Annotated in this window: 23 protein-coding genes; 7 read left to right on the top strand and 16 right to left on the bottom strand. The window is 44.8% G+C overall.

Annotated features, from left to right (window positions below; genetic code table 11):
* Positions 1-122: 122 nt before the first annotated feature.
* Both ABIX36_RS03655 and ABIX36_RS03660 read left to right on the top strand, forming a co-directional pair.
* Positions 123-857 carry an acyl-CoA desaturase gene (locus tag ABIX36_RS03655; protein ID WP_348080807.1) on the top strand — a complete coding sequence of 245 codons (735 nt, stop codon included), beginning with the start codon at positions 123-125 and terminating at the stop codon, positions 855-857.
* 507 nt (positions 858-1364) lie between these two features.
* Positions 1365-2621, top strand: a complete 1257-nt coding sequence (locus tag ABIX36_RS03660; protein ID WP_348080808.1) for an aminotransferase class I/II-fold pyridoxal phosphate-dependent enzyme — start codon at positions 1365-1367, stop codon at positions 2619-2621.
* A 71-nt stretch (positions 2622-2692) separates the two neighbouring features.
* Here ABIX36_RS03660 and ABIX36_RS03665 read toward each other — a convergent pair whose 3' ends face one another.
* Positions 2693-3409, bottom strand: coding sequence for a hypothetical protein (locus ABIX36_RS03665; protein ID WP_348080809.1), 717 nt, complete (start codon positions 3407-3409; stop codon positions 2693-2695).
* A 55-nt stretch (positions 3410-3464) separates the two neighbouring features.
* On the opposite strand from ABIX36_RS03665, the gene ABIX36_RS03670 reads away from it, so the two are divergent.
* Entirely contained in the window at positions 3465-4172 is a 708-nt protein-coding gene (locus tag ABIX36_RS03670; RefSeq protein WP_348080810.1) for an SAM-dependent methyltransferase, read from the top strand.
* A gap of 6 nt (positions 4173-4178) precedes the next feature.
* Positions 4179-5777, top strand: coding sequence for an FAD-dependent monooxygenase (locus ABIX36_RS03675; RefSeq protein ID WP_348080811.1), 1599 nt, complete (start codon positions 4179-4181; stop codon positions 5775-5777).
* 285 nt (positions 5778-6062) lie between these two features.
* Here the strand turns inward: ABIX36_RS03675 and ABIX36_RS03680 are convergent, their stop codons facing one another.
* From ABIX36_RS03680 to ABIX36_RS03715, 8 genes are all read right to left on the bottom strand, one after another.
* Positions 6063-6986, bottom strand: a complete 924-nt coding sequence (locus ABIX36_RS03680) for a PepSY-like domain-containing protein (protein WP_348080812.1) — start codon at positions 6984-6986, stop codon at positions 6063-6065.
* A 55-nt stretch (positions 6987-7041) separates the two neighbouring features.
* Positions 7042-7419: a response regulator gene (locus tag ABIX36_RS03685; protein ID WP_348080813.1), complete on the bottom strand. Its 378-nt coding sequence runs from the start codon at positions 7417-7419 to the stop codon at positions 7042-7044.
* Between the two features lie 393 nt (positions 7420-7812).
* Entirely contained in the window at positions 7813-8916 is a 1104-nt protein-coding gene (locus ABIX36_RS03690; protein ID WP_348080814.1) for a kelch repeat-containing protein, read from the bottom strand.
* A 248-nt stretch (positions 8917-9164) separates the two neighbouring features.
* The gene (locus ABIX36_RS03695) at positions 9165-9764 is read right to left on the bottom strand and encodes a tRNA-(ms[2]io[6]A)-hydroxylase (RefSeq protein WP_348080815.1); all 600 of its coding nucleotides are present in this window, start codon (positions 9762-9764) and stop codon (positions 9165-9167) included.
* Between the two features lie 332 nt (positions 9765-10096).
* The gene (locus ABIX36_RS03700; protein WP_348080816.1) at positions 10097-10279 is read right to left on the bottom strand and encodes a hypothetical protein; all 183 of its coding nucleotides are present in this window, start codon (positions 10277-10279) and stop codon (positions 10097-10099) included.
* Between the two features lie 33 nt (positions 10280-10312).
* Positions 10313-10885: a nicotinate (nicotinamide) nucleotide adenylyltransferase gene (nadD, locus tag ABIX36_RS03705; protein WP_348080817.1), complete on the bottom strand. Its 573-nt coding sequence runs from the start codon at positions 10883-10885 to the stop codon at positions 10313-10315.
* Between the two features lie 90 nt (positions 10886-10975).
* Positions 10976-11557 (bottom strand): guanylate kinase, encoded by a 582-nt coding sequence (gmk, locus tag ABIX36_RS03710; protein ID WP_348080818.1) that lies wholly within the window; start codon positions 11555-11557, stop codon positions 10976-10978.
* Between the two features lie 93 nt (positions 11558-11650).
* Positions 11651-12529, bottom strand: coding sequence for a YicC/YloC family endoribonuclease (locus ABIX36_RS03715; RefSeq protein WP_348080819.1), 879 nt, complete (start codon positions 12527-12529; stop codon positions 11651-11653).
* A gap of 179 nt (positions 12530-12708) precedes the next feature.
* Here ABIX36_RS03715 and ABIX36_RS03720 point away from each other — a divergent pair, with 179 nt between their 5' ends.
* Complete coding sequence (locus ABIX36_RS03720) at positions 12709-13428, top strand: hypothetical protein (protein WP_348080820.1); 720 nt, start codon at positions 12709-12711, stop codon at positions 13426-13428.
* A gap of 140 nt (positions 13429-13568) precedes the next feature.
* On the opposite strand, the gene rnc is transcribed toward ABIX36_RS03720, so the two are convergent.
* The 3 genes from rnc to ABIX36_RS03735 are packed head-to-tail and all read right to left on the bottom strand — an operon-like array spanning position 13569 to position 15814.
* Positions 13569-14294 (bottom strand): ribonuclease III, encoded by a 726-nt coding sequence (gene rnc, locus ABIX36_RS03725; RefSeq protein ID WP_348080821.1) that lies wholly within the window; start codon positions 14292-14294, stop codon positions 13569-13571.
* A 9-nt stretch (positions 14295-14303) separates the two neighbouring features.
* On the bottom strand, positions 14304-15557 hold the full coding sequence (gene fabF, locus ABIX36_RS03730; RefSeq protein ID WP_348080822.1) for a beta-ketoacyl-ACP synthase II: 1254 nt from the start codon (positions 15555-15557) through the stop codon (positions 14304-14306).
* A gap of 20 nt (positions 15558-15577) precedes the next feature.
* Positions 15578-15814, bottom strand: a complete 237-nt coding sequence (locus ABIX36_RS03735) for an acyl carrier protein (RefSeq protein WP_031266521.1) — start codon at positions 15812-15814, stop codon at positions 15578-15580.
* Between the two features lie 145 nt (positions 15815-15959).
* On the opposite strand from ABIX36_RS03735, the gene ABIX36_RS03740 reads away from it, so the two are divergent.
* Both ABIX36_RS03740 and pyk read left to right on the top strand, forming a co-directional pair.
* On the top strand, positions 15960-16385 hold the full coding sequence (locus ABIX36_RS03740) for an IPExxxVDY family protein (protein ID WP_348080823.1): 426 nt from the start codon (positions 15960-15962) through the stop codon (positions 16383-16385).
* A gap of 70 nt (positions 16386-16455) precedes the next feature.
* Positions 16456-17892: a pyruvate kinase gene (gene pyk, locus ABIX36_RS03745; RefSeq protein ID WP_348080824.1), complete on the top strand. Its 1437-nt coding sequence runs from the start codon at positions 16456-16458 to the stop codon at positions 17890-17892.
* Between the two features lie 103 nt (positions 17893-17995).
* Here pyk and ABIX36_RS03750 read toward each other — a convergent pair whose 3' ends face one another.
* The 4 genes from ABIX36_RS03750 to ABIX36_RS03765 form a co-directional block, all read right to left on the bottom strand.
* Entirely contained in the window at positions 17996-18685 is a 690-nt protein-coding gene (locus ABIX36_RS03750; protein ID WP_348080825.1) for an SIMPL domain-containing protein, read from the bottom strand.
* A gap of 156 nt (positions 18686-18841) precedes the next feature.
* Positions 18842-19342 carry a thioredoxin family protein gene (locus ABIX36_RS03755; RefSeq protein WP_348080826.1) on the bottom strand — a complete coding sequence of 167 codons (501 nt, stop codon included), beginning with the start codon at positions 19340-19342 and terminating at the stop codon, positions 18842-18844.
* 244 nt (positions 19343-19586) lie between these two features.
* Positions 19587-20192 carry a lipoprotein signal peptidase gene (locus tag ABIX36_RS03760; RefSeq protein WP_348080827.1) on the bottom strand — a complete coding sequence of 202 codons (606 nt, stop codon included), beginning with the start codon at positions 20190-20192 and terminating at the stop codon, positions 19587-19589.
* Positions 20193-20576: a TraR/DksA C4-type zinc finger protein gene (locus tag ABIX36_RS03765; RefSeq protein WP_128535321.1), complete on the bottom strand. Its 384-nt coding sequence runs from the start codon at positions 20574-20576 to the stop codon at positions 20193-20195.
* Between the last annotated feature and the right edge of the window lies 1 nt (position 20577).

The following is a 20577-nucleotide window of genomic DNA, read 5'->3' on the forward strand; positions in this document are numbered from 1 at the left end:
AATAATTGGGGCGGCTTTTTAATTTAACACCGGGGATATGTAATTATAAAACCAAAAGAAAGATTTAATCGTTATATTTGTAATCATTATAAATAATACGCCCACATTAATTTTTTAACACTGTGATCATACTTATTTTCTTCCTGGCTCACTGGTTTTTGTCCCTGTTTTTTCAAACGTTTTTCCTGCACAGATACGCTTCGCATAAAATGTTTACTACAAACATATTTTTCGAACGTACCTTTTACATCATGACGTATGTTTTCCAGGGGTCATCATTTTTAAACCCAAGGGCTTACGCCATTATGCACCGCGAGCATCATGCGTACAGCGACACCGAAAAAGACCCGCATTCACCACACTTTTTTACGGATGTTTTCCAAATGATGTGGCACACTGTATTAAGCTACCGCGACCATATTAAACGCTTAAAAGAACCGGAAGAACGCTTTAAAGGCAATTACCCGGAGTGGAAATTCCTTGATTATATTGGTTCTTCTATCATTTCCCGTTTAGTATTCGGCGGTTTATATATTGCATTCTACGTGCAGTTTGCAACAGCCTGGTGGATGTTTCTGCTGATCCCAATCCACTTTATGATGGGTCCAATTCATGGCGCTATTGTAAACTGGTGTGGCCACAAATACGGTTACGCTAACTTTGATAATAACGACAAATCAAAAAATACAACCCCGTTCGATTTCCTGATGCTGGGCGAATTATTCCAGAACAATCACCACAAGCGCCCAAACAATGCAAATTTTGGCGCTAAATGGTTCGAGATCGACCCCGTATACCCGATAATGAAACTGATGCACTGGGCCAGGATCATCCGGCTCCGAAAGGCATACTTGTAGTAGAAGCAAGACTGCAAGACACAAGAATCAAGAAAAGACGGAATATCAAAAGATGTTTCGTCTTTTTTTTGCCTCACCCGGCGCTCTATAAAGAGCAATAGCCCATGGGAAGACATTGTTTATTAAATTCCTTTACGGTTTCCTAATAAAAGATTTAGGATTTATGGTGACACTATTATGGTGAAAATAATGTTAACCCTACATTTTTTTATGCTGTTGATTATCAGTTATTTGAAAAATTATTTTTGAAATTGTGTTAAGTTATGTTAACCCTAATTCCTAACACCGATGCTTGATGGTTAGTAAAAGAGGGCGAAATTAAAGCGATTCATAGGGGGGCTTACAAAATCGGATATGCTGCCTTTTGATGGGCTATATTCTTTGGAGAGGATTGTTACATGAAGGCTGCGCCGTTTAGGTGAGGCTTTTACAGGCACAACCTTTTACCTTTATCCTTTCACCTTTTACCTCAACTAACCCTATATTTGCACCTCTATAAAATCCACAATGAAAGTATCGGTATTAGCGCAGAATTTAAGCGGCTCTGAGATTATAAAAATAGCAGGCGAAATAAACGAATTAAAAAAACAGGGGCAAAACATTGCCAACCTTACCATCGGCGATTTCGACGCTGATATTTATCCTATCCCTACCGAACTAAAAGACGGCATTATTGATGCTTATAACCATAACCAAACCAACTACCCGCCTGCCGATGGCATGTTGAGCCTGCGCGAAAGCGTATCGGGCTTTTTAAAAAGCCGCATGGGCTTGGAATATGGTGCCAACGAGATTTTAATTTCGGGTGGTTCGCGCCCGCTCATCTATTCTACCTATTTAGCGCTGGTTGACCCCGGCGACTGGGTAGTATTCCCGGCACCATCATGGAACAATAACCATTACTGCGACCTAACCGGTGCCGAGAAGCTTATTGTGCCAACCCGTGCCGAAAATAATTTTATGCCAACGGCGGATGAACTACGCCCGCATTTAAAAGGTGCTACCTTGCTGGCCCTGTGCTCGCCGTTGAACCCAACCGGCACCATGTTCAGTAAAAAGGACCTGGAAGAGATTTGCGACCTGGTTATTGCCGAAAACAAAAGCCGCCCCGCAGATCAAAAACCATTGTACCTGCTGTACGATCAGATCTACTCACAGCTCACCTTTGGCGAATACAAACATTACGACCCGGTTACCTTACGCCCTGAATTGAAAGATTACACGGTGTTTGTAGATGGCGGTTCTAAATGCTTTGCAGCAACCGGCGTACGCGTAGGCTGGGGCTTTGGCCCGGCGGAGATCATTAACAACATGAAAGCCATTGTTGGCCATATGGGTGCCTGGTCGCCCAAGGCAGAGCAGGTTGCCATGGCGGAGTATTTAAAGAACGAACCCGTTGTTGATACCTTCCTCGATACTTTAAAAACAAACATCCAGGCCAGTCTAAATACGCTGCACGAAGGTTTCCAGGCTTTAAAGACCGAAGGCTTCAGCATCGATTCTATCGAGCCGATGGGTGCTATTTACTTAACTGTTAAGGTTGATTACATTGGCAAAACCACGCCGGAAGGAACCGTATTGGCTAACTCCGCCGACGTGAACTTTTACCTGATAAAAAATGCAGGTGTAGCGCTGGTGCCATTCTCAGCATTCGGTACAGGCGATGATAGTGCCTGGTTTCGGGTATCTGTTGGGGCAAGCACCCTGCAGGAGATGAAAGATCTGTTGCCACGGGTGAAGGCCGCATTGGCGAAATTGGTGTAGTAGTTTGAGTTTTGTGTGATGAGTTTTGCGCGCGGTAACTCATTACTTACAACTTAAAACTCATTACTCTATCAAGCCGCACTCGATATATACTTCACCAAACTCCTTTTAGCCACAGGTAATAAAGTTTGCTCCAGCGGGAAGGTGATATCGCTTTGCACATAATATACCGCCGGGTTGGGCAGGTGCTTGTGACGGCGGATCAGGTCGAGCTTAATGTATTCGGGGGTTGTGGTGATGCTTTGCTCGTAAGTATCAATAAACTGTACGTTGATGCCACGGAACTTATCGTCCTTATTTTCAAAAATGGTTACCTGGTATTCGTAGATGTAATTGGTGCGCTCCTTGCCGTTCCGCAAGCTAAAATAGCCGTGGTAAGGCATCAGCGGCACCAAACCTATCGGGTCGATATTCAGTCGGCTTTCCACAAAATCGTAGATCTCTTTACCGGTTTGTATCGCCGGGTTCATTTTGGCAAGCGCGTAATAAATAATGCTCTCTATCTCTGCCATCGATGTATCGTCCTGTACTATTTTCTGGTAGGTGAGTTTCACGGCATCAATATCCGCTTTGGTGAGCCGTTGCGGAAAAGCCTGCTGCAGGGCGCTCTTGTTATTCTTAAAATCCAGCAGGTTGTTGTAATGGAATATCAGGTCGGTAAGGTTGGGATATAGTCGGCTCTTATCAAAGTGACGGTTTATTTCTTGCAGGTAATCCAGCAAAATGTATTTTTTATGCTCAAAATCTATCGAGCCCTCTATGAACCAGTTGATGCCTAATGATTTCATATTTTAAACGGTTTTACAATTAGCTTAAATTAAATAAAAAACGTCAATTTGCATAATGCAACCAGGAACGCTTTTTTTAATACCCGTACCCCTCGCCGATGCCGCCGCGGCAAAATCTTTTACCCCTTACTTGGTAGATACTATCAACGCGGTAAAGGAATACATTGTAGAAAACGAAAAAACCGCCCGCCGCTTTTTAAAAGAGGCCGGACTAAAAACGCCGCAAAGCGAATTGGTGATCCACGATTATGGCAAACACAAGCGCGACGATGGTTTAAAAGAGTTCTTTACAGGTTTGATGGCCGGTAACGATGTTGGTTTAATGAGCGAAGCGGGCTGCCCCGGCATTGCCGACCCGGGCGCGGACATTGTGGCCGAGGCTCACCGCAAAGGAATCAAAGTAGTGCCCCTGGTAGGCCCAAGCTCCATATTGTTAGCGCTGATGGCCTCCGGGTTTAGCGGGCAAAGCTTTACCTTTCATGGCTACATCCCTATTGATAAAGTGGAGCGCGCCAAAAAAATAAAAGAGCTGGAAGCATTGGCCGAGAAGAACCAAACTCAGCTATTTATCGAAACCCCCTTCCGTAATGATAGTATGCTGGATGATGTGCTGAAAACCTGCAAACCGCAAACGAGGCTTTGCATTGCCTGTGATATTACGGCATCAACCGAGTTTATAAAAACCATGAGTATAGGCGACTGGAAAAAGCAAGTGCCCGATCTGCGCAAGCGCCCGGCTATTTTCTTACTCTTCCACGCGTAATGAACCATGATAGCCCTGCCAAAACACACTGAGGTACTCATAGCAGGCGCCGGCCCTTCGGGGTTGATGATGGCCGCGCAATTGCTGCGCTACGGGGTGATCCCTACCATTATTGATACCCGGCAGGGCCCAACCAATCAATCAAAAGCGTTGGCCGTGCAAGCCCGTTCGCTGGAAATCTACCGGCAAATGGGCCTTGTAGAACAGGTATTGAAAGAAGGCAAGCCTGCCGCCGGTGCCATGTTGCACCGCGAAGGAGAAGTTATTGCAACCCTGCCTTTGCAAAATGCTGGCACCGGGCAAACACGCTACCCTTATGTGTTAATGTTTCCGCAAAGCAAAAACGAACGCGTTTTGCTGGATTATCTTACACTAAACTGTTGCCCGGTTTATTGGCAAACCTCTCTTGTTACATTAAAGCAAACGGAGAGTGGTGTTGAGGCGGAACTCCAAACCGGAGACAACACCCAAATGGTTAACTGTGGCTATGTGGTAGGTGCCGATGGCGCGCATAGCGTAGTACGCAAGCAATTGGGTATTCCGTTTAACGGGGACACTTACCAGCATAAATTTTACCTGGCCGATATTAAAATAAACAATTTCTTTACCGACGACTTTGTACACCTGTACCTTTCCGGCAAAGGCTTCGCCGGGTTTTTCCTGATGCCCGAGGAAGGTAACTTTAGGGTGGTTGGCAACCTGCCGACCGCGTTGGATAATGATGCAGAAAAAAGTTTTGATGATGTATTACCGCATTTGCGCGCAATAACCGCCCTGCCGCTGGATGTAGAGCAAGTGAACTGGTTCACCATTTATAAGCTACACCACCGCATGGCTGATAAATTTAGTGAAGGCCGATGTTTTTTGGTGGGCGATGCCGCGCATATCCATTCGCCGGTTGGCGGGCAGGGCATGAATACCGGCCTGCAGGATGCGTATAACCTCGCCTGGAAGTTGGCGGGCGTAGTAAACGGGCAGTTTGGCCCCGGCATACTAAACAGCTATGCAGAAGAGCGGATGCCCGTTGCCCGCGACCTGCTGAACAGCACCGACAAGGTGTTTAACATGGTTACCTCACAAAGTTTGTTTAGTAGTTTTGTTAAACGCTTCATCGTGCCGCCTGCGCTTAAATTCTTTGGAAAAAGCGATAAAATACGAGCGGCCTTTTTTAAAGGCGTATCGCAAACCGGCATCAGCTATCGCCACAGTACCTTGAGCCGCCAGCTCGGCTACCAGGCCATTATACAAGCCGGCGACCGGCTCCCATACTTAGAGATTTTCGACGAGAAGAAACAAACCAAAACTGATATCCACGCCTGGTGCAGCAAGCCGGGTTTCACGCTCATTACTATCGGCATTATCCAGGAAAGTTACCTGTTTACTTTAGCCAAGTGGATAACGCAGAAGTATAATCTCACGCTCAACTTTTTCCATTTGCCACCATCAGATAAAAACCAGCACGTGCTGGATAGATTTGAAGTGCGCCCAGGCCAGCGCAAAGCCCTCATTATTCGGCCCGATATGCACATCGGGTATATGAACGATATCGTGGATATCGAAATGATGGACGCTTATTTGAGGGATGTGGTCGGGTTTGTGGTGTAGCCATAACATCTTTTTTCTGAACCTTGATTTTCCTATTTTAGGATTTATAGATGCAAACTAACTTGCAATCAAGTAATCCTAAATTCCTACTCATCATGGTTCGGGCAGATGCGATAGGGATGGGCGCGGATACAGGCCATGAGCTTAATGCCTTGTGCGCGTATGAGCAGACAGCCTGGGCCGAAGGCATCGCCCTACTCTCTAAACAATGTATCCCAACAAAAAAGCCCCAACTCCTTTGCAGAAGCCGGGGCTGGGCTATAGCTAATATAAATTGCGGGCTAATTAACGGATGGCCTTTGCCGCCACAAACGTGCCCGCGGCATTAAATACTACTACGTATTTGGTGTTGTTCACCGTTATAAATACATCGTAGCTTTGTATAACGCCCGCTTTGCTTATCGAAAAAGCCTTGTTAAACACATAGCCTGCATAGGTAGCAGTTAGGTAGGCAGTTGCCGGTGCAGGTAGCTCTGTAACTGATGCTACTTTACCGCGATGGTTATCTATCTGTACCCGTTTAACCAAACTGCCCGCAGGCGTAATAGTGGTTGCAAACAAGCCATTATTCTTGCTAATGAGCACGTAGGTGCTATCGTGTGTTACAAGGGCGTGCAGCAGCGTATCTGCAGCATAATTGGCGGTAAAATAAGTACTCACGGCCGTCGGGATGGCCGATAGGGCTATGGTATCGCGCGGGTGCCCGTTCCGATCGCCAAAGGGGCCGCCTTCATGGAAACGCCTGCCGTGTTTAAGGTCGTCGCCAATGCGTTGCTCCAATACGCTTACAAAAGTGCCGTCGGCAGCAAATTTTAAACCTACTATATTGCCATTGTATTTTATGGCTACTATGTAATTGGTGATGGTGCTCAGGCTATCCTTTACGGCAAATGCTTTAGTAAATGTGTAACCAGCATAATTTGCCGTTAAATAAGTGCCGACGGCGGCAGGCAATGCGCTAAATGCAACGGTATCTTTCTTACCATGCCTGCTCATGCAGCCAACCAAATACAAGCTATCCGTAGTGCCCGATAAACTGATAGATGCAATAGCAATAGAGCCGGTAGAAGCAACAGCAGTAGCCAAAGCACTGGTAGTAGCTGTGGTTGTAGTATCTGTTGCGGTATTAGCAGCATCTTTTGTACAGGAAGAGAATGCGCCAATACTGCCCAGCAGCATTAAACTGTAGTAGAGAAATTTACTTTTCATGATCTTGGTTTTTTGTTAAAAAATCGGTTTCTATATTCGGGATTGTTTTGGCTGGCTAAGATGCTATCAGGTAATCCATCCGCGATGCGAACAGGCTAATATCTAACGGCTTTACAAACAGCGCCTCGCATTTATAAGCTTCGGCAAGTATTTTTTTGCTTTTGTAGGTGGTAACCACAATAATGGGCACGCCATGCAAATCGGCATCTTCTTTAAAATCCCGGCAAATTTCCTGGCACTCGTTGTTCAGCAGCAGGTAATCTAAAATCACCAGGTCGGGTTTTAAGGACTTGGCCCTGTCATAAACCGCGTTCGGGTCGTAAGTAATGTGTACCTCAAAATTGCCCAGGTGCATCAGGTCATCCACAACAGAAAGTATGCGGTTGTCTTTATCCAGCACCAGTATATGTTTTTTATTCTCTAAGGCTCTCATCCTATTATTTGCTAAGTTTATAAAGCTAAGGTGCGGGTTTGCAGGCAGGTGCGGCAGCGAGTATCGTTTAACGGGGTTAATGTATCGACTAAGCACCACCTCAACACCAACACCCAGCCACTCAAAACATTCCCTTTCTTCAGGTCTATTATCACTTACAGGAGCAATAGCCAGCGCAAGCAAAAAATACGCAAAAACTCTCCCTGCCCGCCATTTACGGGAAATTTTAAAGCAAACTGAAACATGATGTTAAAAAAATGGGGCGTTGCACAGCACATGCAAACGCCCCTATCGAACTATTATGAAAATTGAGAACACTTGTTGGTAACGGAAGCTGGGGGAGCGGCACGCCTACCTAAACACCTAAATTGTCCGCCCTCTTTGCTCCGTTTATTATCGCGGTTCCTTTAAAGTAAACACCTCTACGGCAATATCGCCGCCGCCTTGCCCGCCACCCGGCGGAGGCCCCTGCGGCATTTTACCACCATTCGGTGGCGGCGCTTGTGCACCCGGTGGCGGGCCACCCATACCACCGCCAGCACCGCCGGCTATATAAATTTTATGTTCGTGCACGGTGCCGCCCACGCCATTACGTGCCTCGTTCAGGTCGGCAGCTTTTACCCATTCGCCACCTTTAGCAGGGTCGTAATAAAAAACATCCTTTTGCGGACCATTTGGCTGACTATCGGTAGCGCGTTCGCCGCCCATGTAATATATTTTGCCATCCAGGTTAACCGCTGTTCCTCCGCCGGTACCCATTGGTAATTTTGCGTCGAGCGTACTCCATTTACGTTTCTTAAAATCATAGCAGTCCACATGCAGTTCCACCTTGCTAAAAAAAGCCATAAAGTTATCCTTCTCGTGGTAACTGGTGTTACGGCCACCTATCGCGTAAAGTTTATCGCCCACAACTACTGCCGATGCATGATCGCGGATGTGCGGGGCATCAGGCAAAGTTTTCCATTTTTTTGTGGCCGGGTCGTATTCATCAAACATACCGTTGGTGCCGCTGCTATGGCCGTGCGTAATGCCTGCAACCAGGTAAAGCTTACCCTTATATTCTGCGGAGCCTGCTCCCCCGCGCCGCCTGTCGGCCGGGATATCGCCACCAATTTCCCACATATCATATTGCGTATCGTACACGTATACGTTAGCTATCGGTGTTTGATCGGGGAAACTACCGCTTGTAAACGCGCCCAGCACGTATATCTTATTGTTATAGCCAACCGCCTGCAGGTGATGCAAAGGTACTGGCGCCATTGCCTTTTTAACCCAGGTTAGCGTAACCAGGTCCAGGTCCTCCACAGTCATGGCCGGCCCCTCGCCACCAATTAAAAAAATGCCTTCTTCGGTGCTAACAAAGCTGCATTCGCTGCGGGCACTTAATTTATTTTTTGTTTTAAGCACTTCCCAGGTGCCTTCGCCTTTTACCAACGCGGTAAAGGCAGCAGCCGAAATAAAGGCGATAAGGCAACAAAAAATGATAACTCTTTTCATGATGATGTAAATTATTGTTGATGGTATGTTAACCTTGCCCCGTATTTACAACAGAAAATCTATAGGATATTTCACCGCCAGGTAATTTCTGCTTTACATTTTGTGCCACCTTCACCTAATCATCGATATAAAAGTATGACCGATGCGGGGTGATAGCAGGCGTGTATCGGCAAACAGGGATTTTGTGTCGACAGATACGATTAAGTATGAATGGATCAATCTTTATCGCCCTAAAAAGCCGGCCCTATTTATCCGTGGATGGTTTCGCCTTTGCCGTAGTTTTGGATCACCCGCGCTTCAAAATCCAGGAACTCTTTCCAGCGTTTGTCCACATCAATCTCTACTGCGTGTTTTTTTGCCAGGCGAATAAACATGGCATAGTGCGTAGCCTCGCTTACCATCAGTTCGTAATAAAACTCCGAGAGGGCTGTATCGTTAATATTTTCAGACAGTACCTTAAAGCGCTCGCAGCTGCGGGCCTCTATCATGGCCGAGAACAATAGCCTATCTATGAGTTGGGCTTCGCGGCCACCGCCAATAATGATGAATTTGCGCAGTTCGTTTACGTAATTGTCTTTACGTTCTTTACCCAGCTTAAAGCCGCGCTGCAACAGGATATCGTGTACGCGTTTAAAATGGTCCATTTCTTCCTGCGCCAGGGCGATCATTTCCTGCACTACATCACTCAGGTTTGGGTTCTGTACAATAAGCGTAATGGCATTGGTTGCGGCCTTCTGCTCGCAGTAGGCGTGGTCGGTCAGTAATTCTTCTATATTGCTTTCCACAACATTCTTCACCCAAAGCGGGTCGGTAGGTAATTGCAGTTTAAGGATTGTTTTCTCGCTCACAGGGGCAAAGATAGGTTATAGAGGCTAAAGACTCTATTCTTCAGTTTTAAAAGCGGGGTTATTCGATAATAAGCGTGCGTGATGATGTATTGTAAGAATGTAAATTACATCTTGTGATTTTATTTTGTAAATAACACGGTAATTTCCAAAAACAAGTTCCCGGTAATTTTCGTCTTCCAATTCCCGAACAATCCTACCTATCAAGGGATGTGTGCTGAGGCGATTTATATTACCCTCAATTTTCACCTTTTCTAAATAAGCATATTTAACAGAATCGCGTTTTATATAATCGATAATATCTTTCAGGTCCGATCTCGCGATTTTGGAGAAAACTATTTTAGCCACTGGTTCATTTCCTGTTTTATATCCTCCCAGTCTATCCCCTCTCCATTTTCAATTTCCTGTTCTGCAGCTTCTATTTTCTGCAACAAAATAACGCGTTCCACCAAATCATCCACGGAAAACGTATCAGGCATATGATCTACCAATTCCTTCACTTTTTCTTTCGTTAGCATACTCAATATCTCCTTTTTATAAATGTACGAAATTTACCTATACAAACCCTTGCTCTCTATAAACTCCAAAACTGGGTCGGGCACAAAATATTGCACGTTCTTTTTTTCGGCGATGGATTTGCGGATAAAGGTTGCCGATAGTTCCATCTGAGGTGTCATGGTGATGGTAACGGATGGGTGCGACGCAAATTCAGCATTTTCGTGCCCGGGGCGTGGGTAAACAAAGATCCGGTAATCGCGCAGAATGAGGCGGTAGTTCTTCCATTTATGCAGCGTCCCCAGGTTATCCGATCCCATTATGAGCGCGAACTCATGCTCGGGGTATTTTTCCTTTAAATGAGCGAGGGTATCTATGGTGTATGATGGCTGCGGCAGTTTAAGCTCCACATCGCTCACGGCAATGTTGGTGGCATTATCGGTAGCCAGTTTAGCCATTTCCAGCCGGTCGTAAGTATTAATAAGGTCGCCATACTTTTTTAGCGGATTTTGCGGCGATACCACCAGCCACACTTTATCCAGCGCGGTATGGTTGGCCATGTAGTTGGCAATAATTAAATGCCCGATGTGTATGGGATTGAACGAACCGAATAGTAAGCCTATTTTCATCAGTGTGTGCCCCCTAACCCCCTGAAGGGGGAATAAAATTTAAGTGTTTGAAATCCCCAGTCCCGAACGAGTAAATCAGGAGCTCCCCCTTCAGGGGGCTGGGGGGCTAATAAAATCCGTCACCAGTTTTTCCGCCTCTGCGCAAGCCGTTTCAAGATCGTAATTTTTGAGGATAATATCAAATTGCGGGGCGTAGTTTAGCTCTTTTTCTGCTTTTTCAAAGCGTTCCAGTAGTTTTTCGGCGCTATCTGTGCCACGACCGGTTAAGCGCTCTTTTAAAACCTCTAAAGATGGCGGTTGTACAAATATAGCAAGGGCCTGTCCGTCGTACTTACGTTTCAGGTGAAGGCCGCCTTCAACGTCTATATCAAAAATAACCGTTTTTCCTTTTGCCCAAATGCGCTCAATTTCGGTACGCAGGGTACCGTAGAATGTGCCGGTGTAAACTTCCTCAAATTCTACGAACTGCTTTTTTGCAATACGATGGGTAAATTCGGGCAGGCTGATGAAGTAATAATCTTTACCATCTTCCTCATCGCCACGGGCCGGGCGCGTAGTAGCAGAAATAGAAAATTCCAGGTTGGGGATCTTACCAAGCAAGTGGTGCACTATAGTGGTTTTACCCGCACCTGATGGTGCCGAAAATATGATGAGTTTACCTTCTTTGGTCATTGGTTCATTAGTTCACTCGTTCATTTGTACAATAGTTTATTAGTATAGTCCGCCATGCAAACCAATGAACTAACGAACCATCGAACTAATGAACTATAGCACGTTTAACAGTTGTTCTTTAATTTTTTCAAGTTCTTCTTTCATGCCTACCACCAGCTTTTGCATGTTGGCATCATTAGCCTTGGACCCGAGGGTATTTATTTCGCGGCCTATCTCCTGAGAGATAAAGCCAAGCTTTTTACCATTGGCATCGGCGTTCTTCAGCGTTTCTATAAAGTAATCGCAATGTGCCTTAAGCCTTATTTTTTCTTCGGTGATATCCAGCTTATCTATAAAGTAGATCAGCTCCTGTTCAAAACGGTTCTTATCGATGCTATCCGCACCAATTGCTTCGCTCAAAAATTGGTTAAGGCGTTCGCGGATAACCGGTACGCGTTTTGGCTCCTCAATCTCAACCAATTCCAGGTTTTTAAGGATGATGCCGATACGCATTTTAATATCCTGCTCCAGCACATTGCCTTCATCGCTGCGGAATTTCTGGAAAGCAGCCATGGCTTGGTTAAAGGTTTTGTCTACCAGTTTCCACTCGTCTTCTGATACTGATTCTTCTTCAAACTTAACCACCTCCGGTAAACCCAGGGCTAACTGCAACAGGTTTCCTCCCTGTTCGTTAAGTTCATCGCTAACAGCTTTTAACTGGTTGTAGTAGTGCTTTAGCAAAGCTTTATCAATACCAGCTGCTTTTATTTCCACAGCATTTGCCTGCTCGGCGTTGATGGATAAATTTACCTTACCGCGTTCAATTTGCTTGCTGCAATCGTTACGCAACTGAAATTCTTTCTCCGAGAATATTTTTGGTAAGCGTAACGAGAGTTCTAAAAATTTGCTATTCAGGGATTTAATTTCGACGGTATATTTTGTTCTGCCCGAGTCGAAGCTGGCAATTCCATACCCTGTCATGGATTTTATCATGTGCAAAGATAAAGAAAGATTTGAGAAATGAGATTTGAGATGTGAGACAGGCTCGCCAAAAGCCCATCTTCCTATTCCTCCATCTGCACATTTGAAATCCGCACATCTGCACATCCGCTTTTAACACTTTTTCACATTTCGAATCGTTTTTTAGCTATAAGTTTGTACTATAAATAATTATGCCTTTGAAGCACCTGTTGCCATTTCTATTTTTGCTGATGCTCTGTTGCCCGTTTTACGTTAACGCACAGGAAGCTAAGGGTACCACCTACCGTAAAATATCTAACGACCGGCTATCTGCCGTTAAGGTAACCAACCTAAAAAACAGGATCTCGGCCACCAGCGACGAACTGGGAAATTATACAATTAAGGCAAACCCTGGCGATACGCTTGAATTTACAAAGTTGGATTATACCGTACAAAAGCAGGAGTATGAAGGCTTTAGCATGATAGTTTACATGCAGCCCGAGTTTAAACTGGCCGAAGTACGCATTACCGGCCAAACCAAAAAGCAGGAATTGAAAGAAATAATGGGCGCGTACCGAAGTAAGGGTACTTTTTATAATGGCAAGCCGCCCGCGCTATCGTTCCTTACATCTCCTATAACCGGCTTTTACGAACTTTTTGGTAAAAACCCGGGGCGCGCGCGCCGGTTTGCCACCTTTGCCAAACGGGAAGTGGAGGCAAGCGAGGTGGATCGCCGTTATAATAAACCGCTGGTAATGCGCATAACCGGCTTAACGGACACTACGCAGGTACAAAAGTTTATGGATTACTGGCGCCCTTCCTTCGAGGACCTGAAAATATGGGCCGATTACGACCTCATTAAACACATCAAATCGAATTTTGAATACTTCCGAAAGGAAGGTGATAAAGGCGGCTTGCAGAAATTGTATTGAGGCGAGCCCCCCAGCCCCCTGAAGGGGGAGCTTTTGAAACGCATAAAGGCCCGATTGTAAAACAATCAGGCCTTCTTAATATTTATTCCCAAACTTTTTAAATTCTGTTCCCCCTTCAGGGGGTTAGGGGGCTTGCCGCTTTATATCCCCAACGCGGCACAAGCTTTTTCGGCTGCCAATTTCTCGGCGTTCTTTTTGCTGAATTCTTTGCCGGATCCCATTATTTCGCTGTCAATACTGGCTTGTATGGTAAACAATTTGGGGCTCTCGCCTTCGAGGTTGGTTATCACATCAAAGCTGATATCCTTGCCATGGCGCTGGCACCATTCAATCAGTTTGCTTTTAAAGTTGGTTTCGGTTTGCTCCAGTTTGTGGATATCAATGTGCGATTTGATGATGTGGTTCACCAAAAAGTTGCGCGTAAAATCGTACCCCTTATCCAGGTAAACGGCGCCGATAAGCGCTTCAAAGGCATCGCCGAGGAGTGAACCCTGCCTGCCGGAGTTTAATATTTTGGTATCAAACTCTATCAGTTTATCAAAGCCGAGTTTTTTACCCAGCGCGTTAAGGTTGTTACGGCTTACAATTTTGGAACGGAGCTCGGTTAAAAAGCCCTCGTCTTCATAAGGGTAAAGCTTAAAAAGCACTTCGGCCACCACGCTGCCCAGCACGGCATCGCCTAAAAACTCCAGGCGTTCGTTGCTGTTCTTTACGCCTTTTTTGATGCTTTGGGCTACCGATTTATGCCGAAACGCCAATCGGTATAAAGATAAATTGCCCGGCACGAAGCCGAGCAAATTCTTTAAAACCTTAACGTATTTTCTATTAGGGGAAATATATAGCTTGTAGAAACGGCTAAGTGGCATCCAACGAAATTATTGCTGGTATCTTTTAAATATCACCGATGCATTGTGGCCACCAAAACCAAAGCCATTGCTCTGCACTACATTCACCTCGCGTTTTTGCGCGGTGTTAAATGTAAAGTTGATCCTTGGATCAAATGCAGGGTCATCGGTAAAGTGGTTGATGGTTGGTGGGATGATACCGTTCTGCAGTGCCAAAATAGAGGCAATTGCTTCAACAGCGCCGGCAGCACCAAGTAAATGGCCTGTCATTGATTTTGTTGAACTGATGTTGATATCATAAACCCTATCGCCAAAGGCATCCTGTATAGCTTTTACTTCCTGCGGGTCGCCAATTGGAGTTGACGTACCGTGTACATTCACATAATCAACGTCAAGCGGGGTTAAGCCGGCATCTTCTAAAGCAGCTTTCATCACCAATGATGCACCTAACCCATCAGGGTGTGGGGCGGTCATGTGGTAAGCATCGGCACTCATACCGCCGCCAACCATTTCAGCATAAATTTTGGCACCGCGATTAAGCGCGTGGCCCAATTCTTCTAAAATGATGGTTCCCGCACCTTCGCCGGCAACAAAACCATCGCGGTCCAGATCGAACGGGCGCGAAGCGGTTGCAGGGTCATCGTTACGTGTACTTAGTGCGTGCATGGCGTTAAAACCACCTATACCTGCTTCATTTATAATAGCTTCGGACCCGCCGGTGATAAACATATTTGCTTTACCCAGGCGCAGGTAGTTGAAGGCATCAATAAGCGAGTTATTTGATGAAGCACAAGCAGAAACTGTTGTAAAATTTGGCCCGCGTAAACCATATTTAATAGATATATGGCCGGGGGCTATGTCGGCTATCATTTTAGGGATAAAGAACGGGTTGAATTTTGGTGTACCATCGCCTTTGGCAAAGTTTACAACCTCATCTAAAAACGTCTTTAACCCTCCGATGCCTGATCCCCAAATAACGCCGATGCGGCTGGTATCCAGTTTTTCGAAATCTAATCCGGCGTCTTTAACAGCTTCCTCTGTAGAGAACAAAGCATATTGCACAAACGGATCGAGCTTACGGGCTTCTTTTCGTCCCAAAAAACCTTCCGCGTCAAAATTCTTTACTTCGCAGGCAAATTTAGTTTTGAACTTTGAAACGTCAAAACTTTTGATAAAGGCAGCGCCGCTTACCCCGTTGATCAAACTGTTCCAATATTCAGGAACGGTGTTACCAATCGGAGTAAGCGCTCCAAGCCCGGTTACTACAACTCTTTTAAACTCCATTTAACAGTTTTAAGAGGAGCTTATTTAACGTTTTTCTCAAGGTAAGCAACAGCCTGGCCAACAGTACCGATAGTTTCGGCCTGATCATCAGGAATTGCAACGTTAAATTCTTTTTCAAACTCCATGATTAGTTCCACGGTGTCTAAAGAGTCCGCACCAAGATCGTTGGTGAAGCTTGCTTCTGGTGTAACTTCACTTTCGTCAACACCCAGTTTTTCCACGATAATAGCTTTTACTCTTGAAGCGATATCAGACATAGTCTTAATAGTTTAATGATTAATAAATTTTCAGTGCAAAGAAAAATAAATTATGTTAAATATCAAATCTAAAAACTTCGCATAATTAACAGAACAAAATTTTAATGCAAAGGTTTGGATTAGTAATTTTAACGCCGTAAAAGTAATGATTTTGAACAGGAAAAATTTAAAGTTTGAGATCGATTTTGATTTTATATTAATTGCGCTCACAACATCGCTTAAAGACTACCGCATTTGTTACCTTATTAACAAAAGTTTAAACTTTAATTTTGCGCGGGAAGAGGACCTGAGACTGGATATTGGTCCCGATGGAAGCGAGGTTTTGTTCTCAATTTACCAATATAGCTGGGAAACTACCGAAACTGATTTTATTTTTATTGGTAATAAGGGATCAGACGGTTACCTTGTGCCCGAAATGCGTGAGGCCGATTATTTTATATTAATAAAAAATTATATAGACGAAAACGACCTTGAACACCTAATTTCGGCCCTTAATAAGATCCCCGAAGTGGTTGCCGCTGTAAAGATTGAACCGAAAAAAATAAAATCACGGGAAAATCTTTTATTTTAGCGGAAATTTAGATGTGTCAATACTACACTATTATAGTATTATAAGAATAGCCCGATTTAAACCTGAGAATATGAATTTTTATTATAACCGTACCAAAATTGTTGCTACCATGGGGCCGGCATCAGCCAAAAAGGAAGTTTTACTGGCCATGATACGCGCCGGCTTAAACGTTTGCCGCCTTAACTTTTCGCATGGTAAACCCGAAGACCACAAGAAATTTGTTGACCTTATCCGCGAAATAAACGCGGAATACAAAACCAACGTAGGTATCCTTGCCGATTTACAAGGGCCAAAGATCCGTATCGGATTGGTAAAAGATGGCGGTATACACCTTATTAACGGTACGCGCATTAACATCACTACTAAAGAATGTATTGGTGACGACAACCAGATCTACATCACTTACGAAACTTTTCCGCAGGATGTACAGGCAAATGAGATCATCCTTTTAGATGATGGAAAGCTGCAACTGAAAGTTATTGAAACCAACCGGGTAGACGCTGTTGTTTGCGAGGTGGTTCACGGCGGTATTTTAACATCGCGCAAGGGTGTTAACCTGCCAAACACCAAGGTATCTATCCCGAGCTTAACCGCAGAAGATTTAGTTAACCTGCAGTATGCATTAGAGTGGGATTTGGACTGGATAGGTTTATCTTTTGTACGTACCGGCCAGGATATTATAGACTTGAAGCGTATCATCCGCGAAAGCGGCAAAAGCGCACGCGTAATTGCTAAGGTTGAAAAACCAGAAGCGATAGATAATATAGACGAGATCATAGCTGCTACCGATGGCGTAATGGTTGCCCGTGGCGACCTGGGTGTGGAAATGCCTTTAGAAGAAGTGCCTTTATTACAGAAAATGATAGCCCGCAAATGCCGCGATGCCTCTAAACCGGTTATTGTTGCAACACAGATGCTGGAAAGCATGATAACCACCCCGCGCCCAACCCGCGCTGAGGTGAACGACGTAGCTAACTCTGTATTGGATGGCGCCGATGCGGTGATGCTAAGCGGCGAAACCTCTGTTGGTGAGTTCCCGGTTATTGTTATTGAGACAATGGCTAAGATCGTTCGTAACGTAGAAGATTTAGGTTACCCGTTCAATGCATCTAAACAAGAAAACCTGGATACCGCTCATCCAAATTTCCTGAGCGATAACCTTTGCGGCAGCGCTGTTTACCTTGCCGAGCATACCAAAGCGGCGGGCATCGTATCTATGACCACCTCCGGCTACACAGCCTTCGAAATTTCGAGTTACAGGCCAAAAGCGGGTACATACATCTTTACATCAAACAAACAGCTCCTGAATGCGCTGAGCCTTGTTTGGGGCGTACGTGCTTTCTACTACGATCAGTTAGAAAGTACCGACCAAACTATCACCGATGTAAACGACATCCTGAAAGCACAAAGCCTGATCAAAACCGGCGATGTGGTTATCAACACAGCAGCGGTGCCTATCACCAAGCATGGCAAAACCAATATGCTTAGGGTAAGTGTGGTTGAGTAGTTTTGAGTTAGAAGTCTTGAGTCGGAAGTCTTAAGAGTTTGAAAACAAACAGGGTTATCGCGATGAACGGTAACCCTGTTTGTTTGGGCGCGTTTTGTCGGCCTTACTTTATCTCGAATACGGCAGATACCTGGAAGCTAAGCTTGATGGATTTGAAGTTGATATTGGAGTCGGAAGGAGCGGCAGTGTAGCCTGAAACATTTGCAAAGCTATTATAGCTCTTATATTGGGCGGCAAATGTGCTTATATTATCTGTTTCATTAATATCAAGCGGAGCGCCAAGCTTTTCGCCAACGCTGGCAAGCAAGTATTCTGCCTTATCCTTTGCTGCTAACAGCGCTTTTATTTTGAGCTCTTTTTTAAAAGCTGCCATCCTGGTATGGTCATAACTGCTTATCTCTGTAGATTCTACCCCTTTTTGGTCCAGTTTACTTAGTATCTGGTTATACTTTTTAAGCTCATGAAACCTTATGCCGTATTGTTTACTGGCCAAAAAGGTATTTTTTTTCCTTTCGTCCCAATCCCAGGAAGATACGTCATTTATAGTGAAGTCCTCTTTACTAATACCTGCCTCGTTAACAGCTTTTTGCAGTTTCGCCTCTAAAGTGGATATCGTAATCTTTTTACCACCCTTGATGTATTCCTTAAGCGATACCGTTACGTTAATAATGTCGGGCGTAATTTCCTGCTCCGCCGTACCGCTTACTTCAATTTTACGGCGAAGGTCTACTTGTTGTGCCCACGTGTTAAATGCAAATGCCACCAGGGCCACTATTACCAGTAATTTTTTCATGATGTTGGATTTATAAGGTTAATGGTAGCATAACGGATATTTTGGCAAACCAGTATGGGATTTTATAAAAAGGTATATAACAGAAAATGGTTAGCATTAGCGCTAACCATTTTAAACTTTAACTATGACGTTGGGGATAAATTTAAAGCTAAATTCTTATTTCGTCTTCGTTTCTATATAACTCTTAGGATCCAGCGCGGCAGGCGCCCAGTTTTGGAAAAACTCCAGCACCTTTTCTTTGCTGTAGCCTTTGCCTTGTTCCAGGTAAGCGGAGTTTTGGGTATGTAAGCGATTGCCTTTACCATCTAATATAATAAACACCGGGAAGCCAAAGCGCTGCGGAAAACCCAGTTCGGCAAGCAGCTTCTCGTTCATGTTCTCTTTGCTATAGTTTACGTGCACCACTTCGTAATTACTGTTCATGTACGTATTGAGAGAATCTGTAGACGTAACCAAGCCGTTAAAACGCAAACACCACGAACACCAATTGCCGCCAATTTGCAGCAAAACGTTCTTATGCTCTGCCGCAGCTTTCTTTACCGAAGCAGCTATCTCTGCTTTGGCATCCGCTTCTGGGTGATACAGGGTTGTTGTGGTTTGCGCCCTGGCAACATTTATAGTGGCTATTATGGCGGCAATGAGAAGGATTTTTTTCATGGGGAATATTATTTTTAATTTGCAGATAGGTAAATATAAGCTATTCCTCGCTACCTCCAAGCGCAGTTGCTCTGAGGAACGAAACAACCTCTTCGCTTTGCAGGTCACCCGTCCTATCGGGAGATTGCTTCGTGCCTCGCAATAACGGGGGTTTTAAATAAAACGAGGGTTATTGCGACATGCAATAACCCTCGTTCGCATATTTATATCTTCGGACTTTCCGACTAAAGACTTCGGACTTAAACTAATCCTCTACCATTTCGCTGTTCGGGCTGCTTTCTTCAACTTCTTCATGTTTGAAGTAGCGTTTCTGGTTAAACAATATAAGGATAACACCAACAGATATGGCCGAATCGGCAAGGTTGAAAATCGGGCGGAAGAAAATAAACTCTTCACGGCTCCAGAAAGGCATCCATGCCGGGAAATGTCCTGTTAACAGCGGGAAGTAAAACATATCTACCACGCTCCCGTGAAAGAGCGGCGCATAACCATAAATGACGCCGTAAAAAACCGAATCGACAATATTACCCATCGCTCCGGCCAATATCAGGGCCACCATCATGATCAACCCGCGGTGATACTTGTGCTTAATAAGGTACACCAGCCCGTAACCAATGCCACAAACTGCCACAATGCGGAAGAGCGTTAAGGTAAGTTTACCCATCTCTCCGCCCAGTTCCATCCCAAAGGCCATACCGGGATTTTCCGTATAACGAAGCATGCCCCTATCGCCCAGAAAATGAATTTCTTCGCCCAGGAGCATATGCTTCCTAACCCAAATTTTGATGATCTGGTCGAGCAGGACGATAAAAGCAGCGGTTAAGAAAGGTTTTGTATAAGCTGCCTTCATTTATTGCTTTAATTTGGCTTCCATAGTAAGCGTGGTATGCGGCACCGCGCGCAAACGCTCTTTAGGGATAAGCTTGCCGGTTTCGCGGCAAATACCGTATGTTTTGTTTTCTATACGTACCAAAGCGGCCTCTAACTGCTCGATGAATTTCTTTTGGCGGGCAGCCAACTGGTTTATCTGCTCTTTCTCTAAAGTTGCAGAACCATCTTCCAATGTTTTGTAGGTGCCGGCGGTATCATCTGTACCGTTTGCGTTTGGCGAACTTAATGATGTTGCCAATGCAGCAAGCTCTTCTTTAGAGCTGCGTAATTTTTCTAACAGCAGGTCTTTAAATTCCTTCAGTTCTGTGTCAGAATATCTTGTTTTTACGGTTTCTTGGCTCATG

It is taken from the genome of Mucilaginibacter sp. (assembly GCF_039925265.1).
Classification (GTDB): domain Bacteria; phylum Bacteroidota; class Bacteroidia; order Sphingobacteriales; family Sphingobacteriaceae; genus Mucilaginibacter.

Coding starts and splice junctions, on each gene's coding strand:
- ABIX36_RS03660 (WP_348080808.1), top strand. CDS start 1,365: ATGAAAGTATCGGTATTAGCGCAGAATTTAAGCGGCTCTGAGATTATA.
- ABIX36_RS03665 (WP_348080809.1), bottom strand. CDS start 3,409: ATGAAATCATTAGGCATCAACTGGTTCATAGAGGGCTCGATAGATTTT.
- ABIX36_RS03670 (WP_348080810.1), top strand. CDS start 3,465: ATGCAACCAGGAACGCTTTTTTTAATACCCGTACCCCTCGCCGATGCC.
- ABIX36_RS03675 (WP_348080811.1), top strand. CDS start 4,179: ATGATAGCCCTGCCAAAACACACTGAGGTACTCATAGCAGGCGCCGGC.
- ABIX36_RS03680 (WP_348080812.1), bottom strand. CDS start 6,986: ATGAAAAGTAAATTTCTCTACTACAGTTTAATGCTGCTGGGCAGTATT.
- ABIX36_RS03685 (WP_348080813.1), bottom strand. CDS start 7,419: ATGAGAGCCTTAGAGAATAAAAAACATATACTGGTGCTGGATAAAGAC.
- ABIX36_RS03690 (WP_348080814.1), bottom strand. CDS start 8,916: ATGAAAAGAGTTATCATTTTTTGTTGCCTTATCGCCTTTATTTCGGCT.
- ABIX36_RS03700 (WP_348080816.1), bottom strand. CDS start 10,279: ATGCTAACGAAAGAAAAAGTGAAGGAATTGGTAGATCATATGCCTGAT.
- nadD (WP_348080817.1), bottom strand. CDS start 10,885: ATGAAAATAGGCTTACTATTCGGTTCGTTCAATCCCATACACATCGGG.
- gmk (WP_348080818.1), bottom strand. CDS start 11,557: ATGACCAAAGAAGGTAAACTCATCATATTTTCGGCACCATCAGGTGCG.
- ABIX36_RS03715 (WP_348080819.1), bottom strand. CDS start 12,529: ATGATAAAATCCATGACAGGGTATGGAATTGCCAGCTTCGACTCGGGC.
- ABIX36_RS03720 (WP_348080820.1), top strand. CDS start 12,709: ATGCCTTTGAAGCACCTGTTGCCATTTCTATTTTTGCTGATGCTCTGT.
- rnc (WP_348080821.1), bottom strand. CDS start 14,294: ATGCCACTTAGCCGTTTCTACAAGCTATATATTTCCCCTAATAGAAAA.
- fabF (WP_348080822.1), bottom strand. CDS start 15,557: ATGGAGTTTAAAAGAGTTGTAGTAACCGGGCTTGGAGCGCTTACTCCG.
- ABIX36_RS03735 (WP_031266521.1), bottom strand. CDS start 15,814: ATGTCTGATATCGCTTCAAGAGTAAAAGCTATTATCGTGGAAAAACTG.
- ABIX36_RS03740 (WP_348080823.1), top strand. CDS start 15,960: ATGATTTTGAACAGGAAAAATTTAAAGTTTGAGATCGATTTTGATTTT.
- pyk (WP_348080824.1), top strand. CDS start 16,456: ATGAATTTTTATTATAACCGTACCAAAATTGTTGCTACCATGGGGCCG.
- ABIX36_RS03750 (WP_348080825.1), bottom strand. CDS start 18,685: ATGAAAAAATTACTGGTAATAGTGGCCCTGGTGGCATTTGCATTTAAC.
- ABIX36_RS03755 (WP_348080826.1), bottom strand. CDS start 19,342: ATGAAAAAAATCCTTCTCATTGCCGCCATAATAGCCACTATAAATGTT.
- ABIX36_RS03760 (WP_348080827.1), bottom strand. CDS start 20,192: ATGAAGGCAGCTTATACAAAACCTTTCTTAACCGCTGCTTTTATCGTC.
- ABIX36_RS03765 (WP_128535321.1), bottom strand. CDS start 20,576: ATGAGCCAAGAAACCGTAAAAACAAGATATTCTGACACAGAACTGAAG.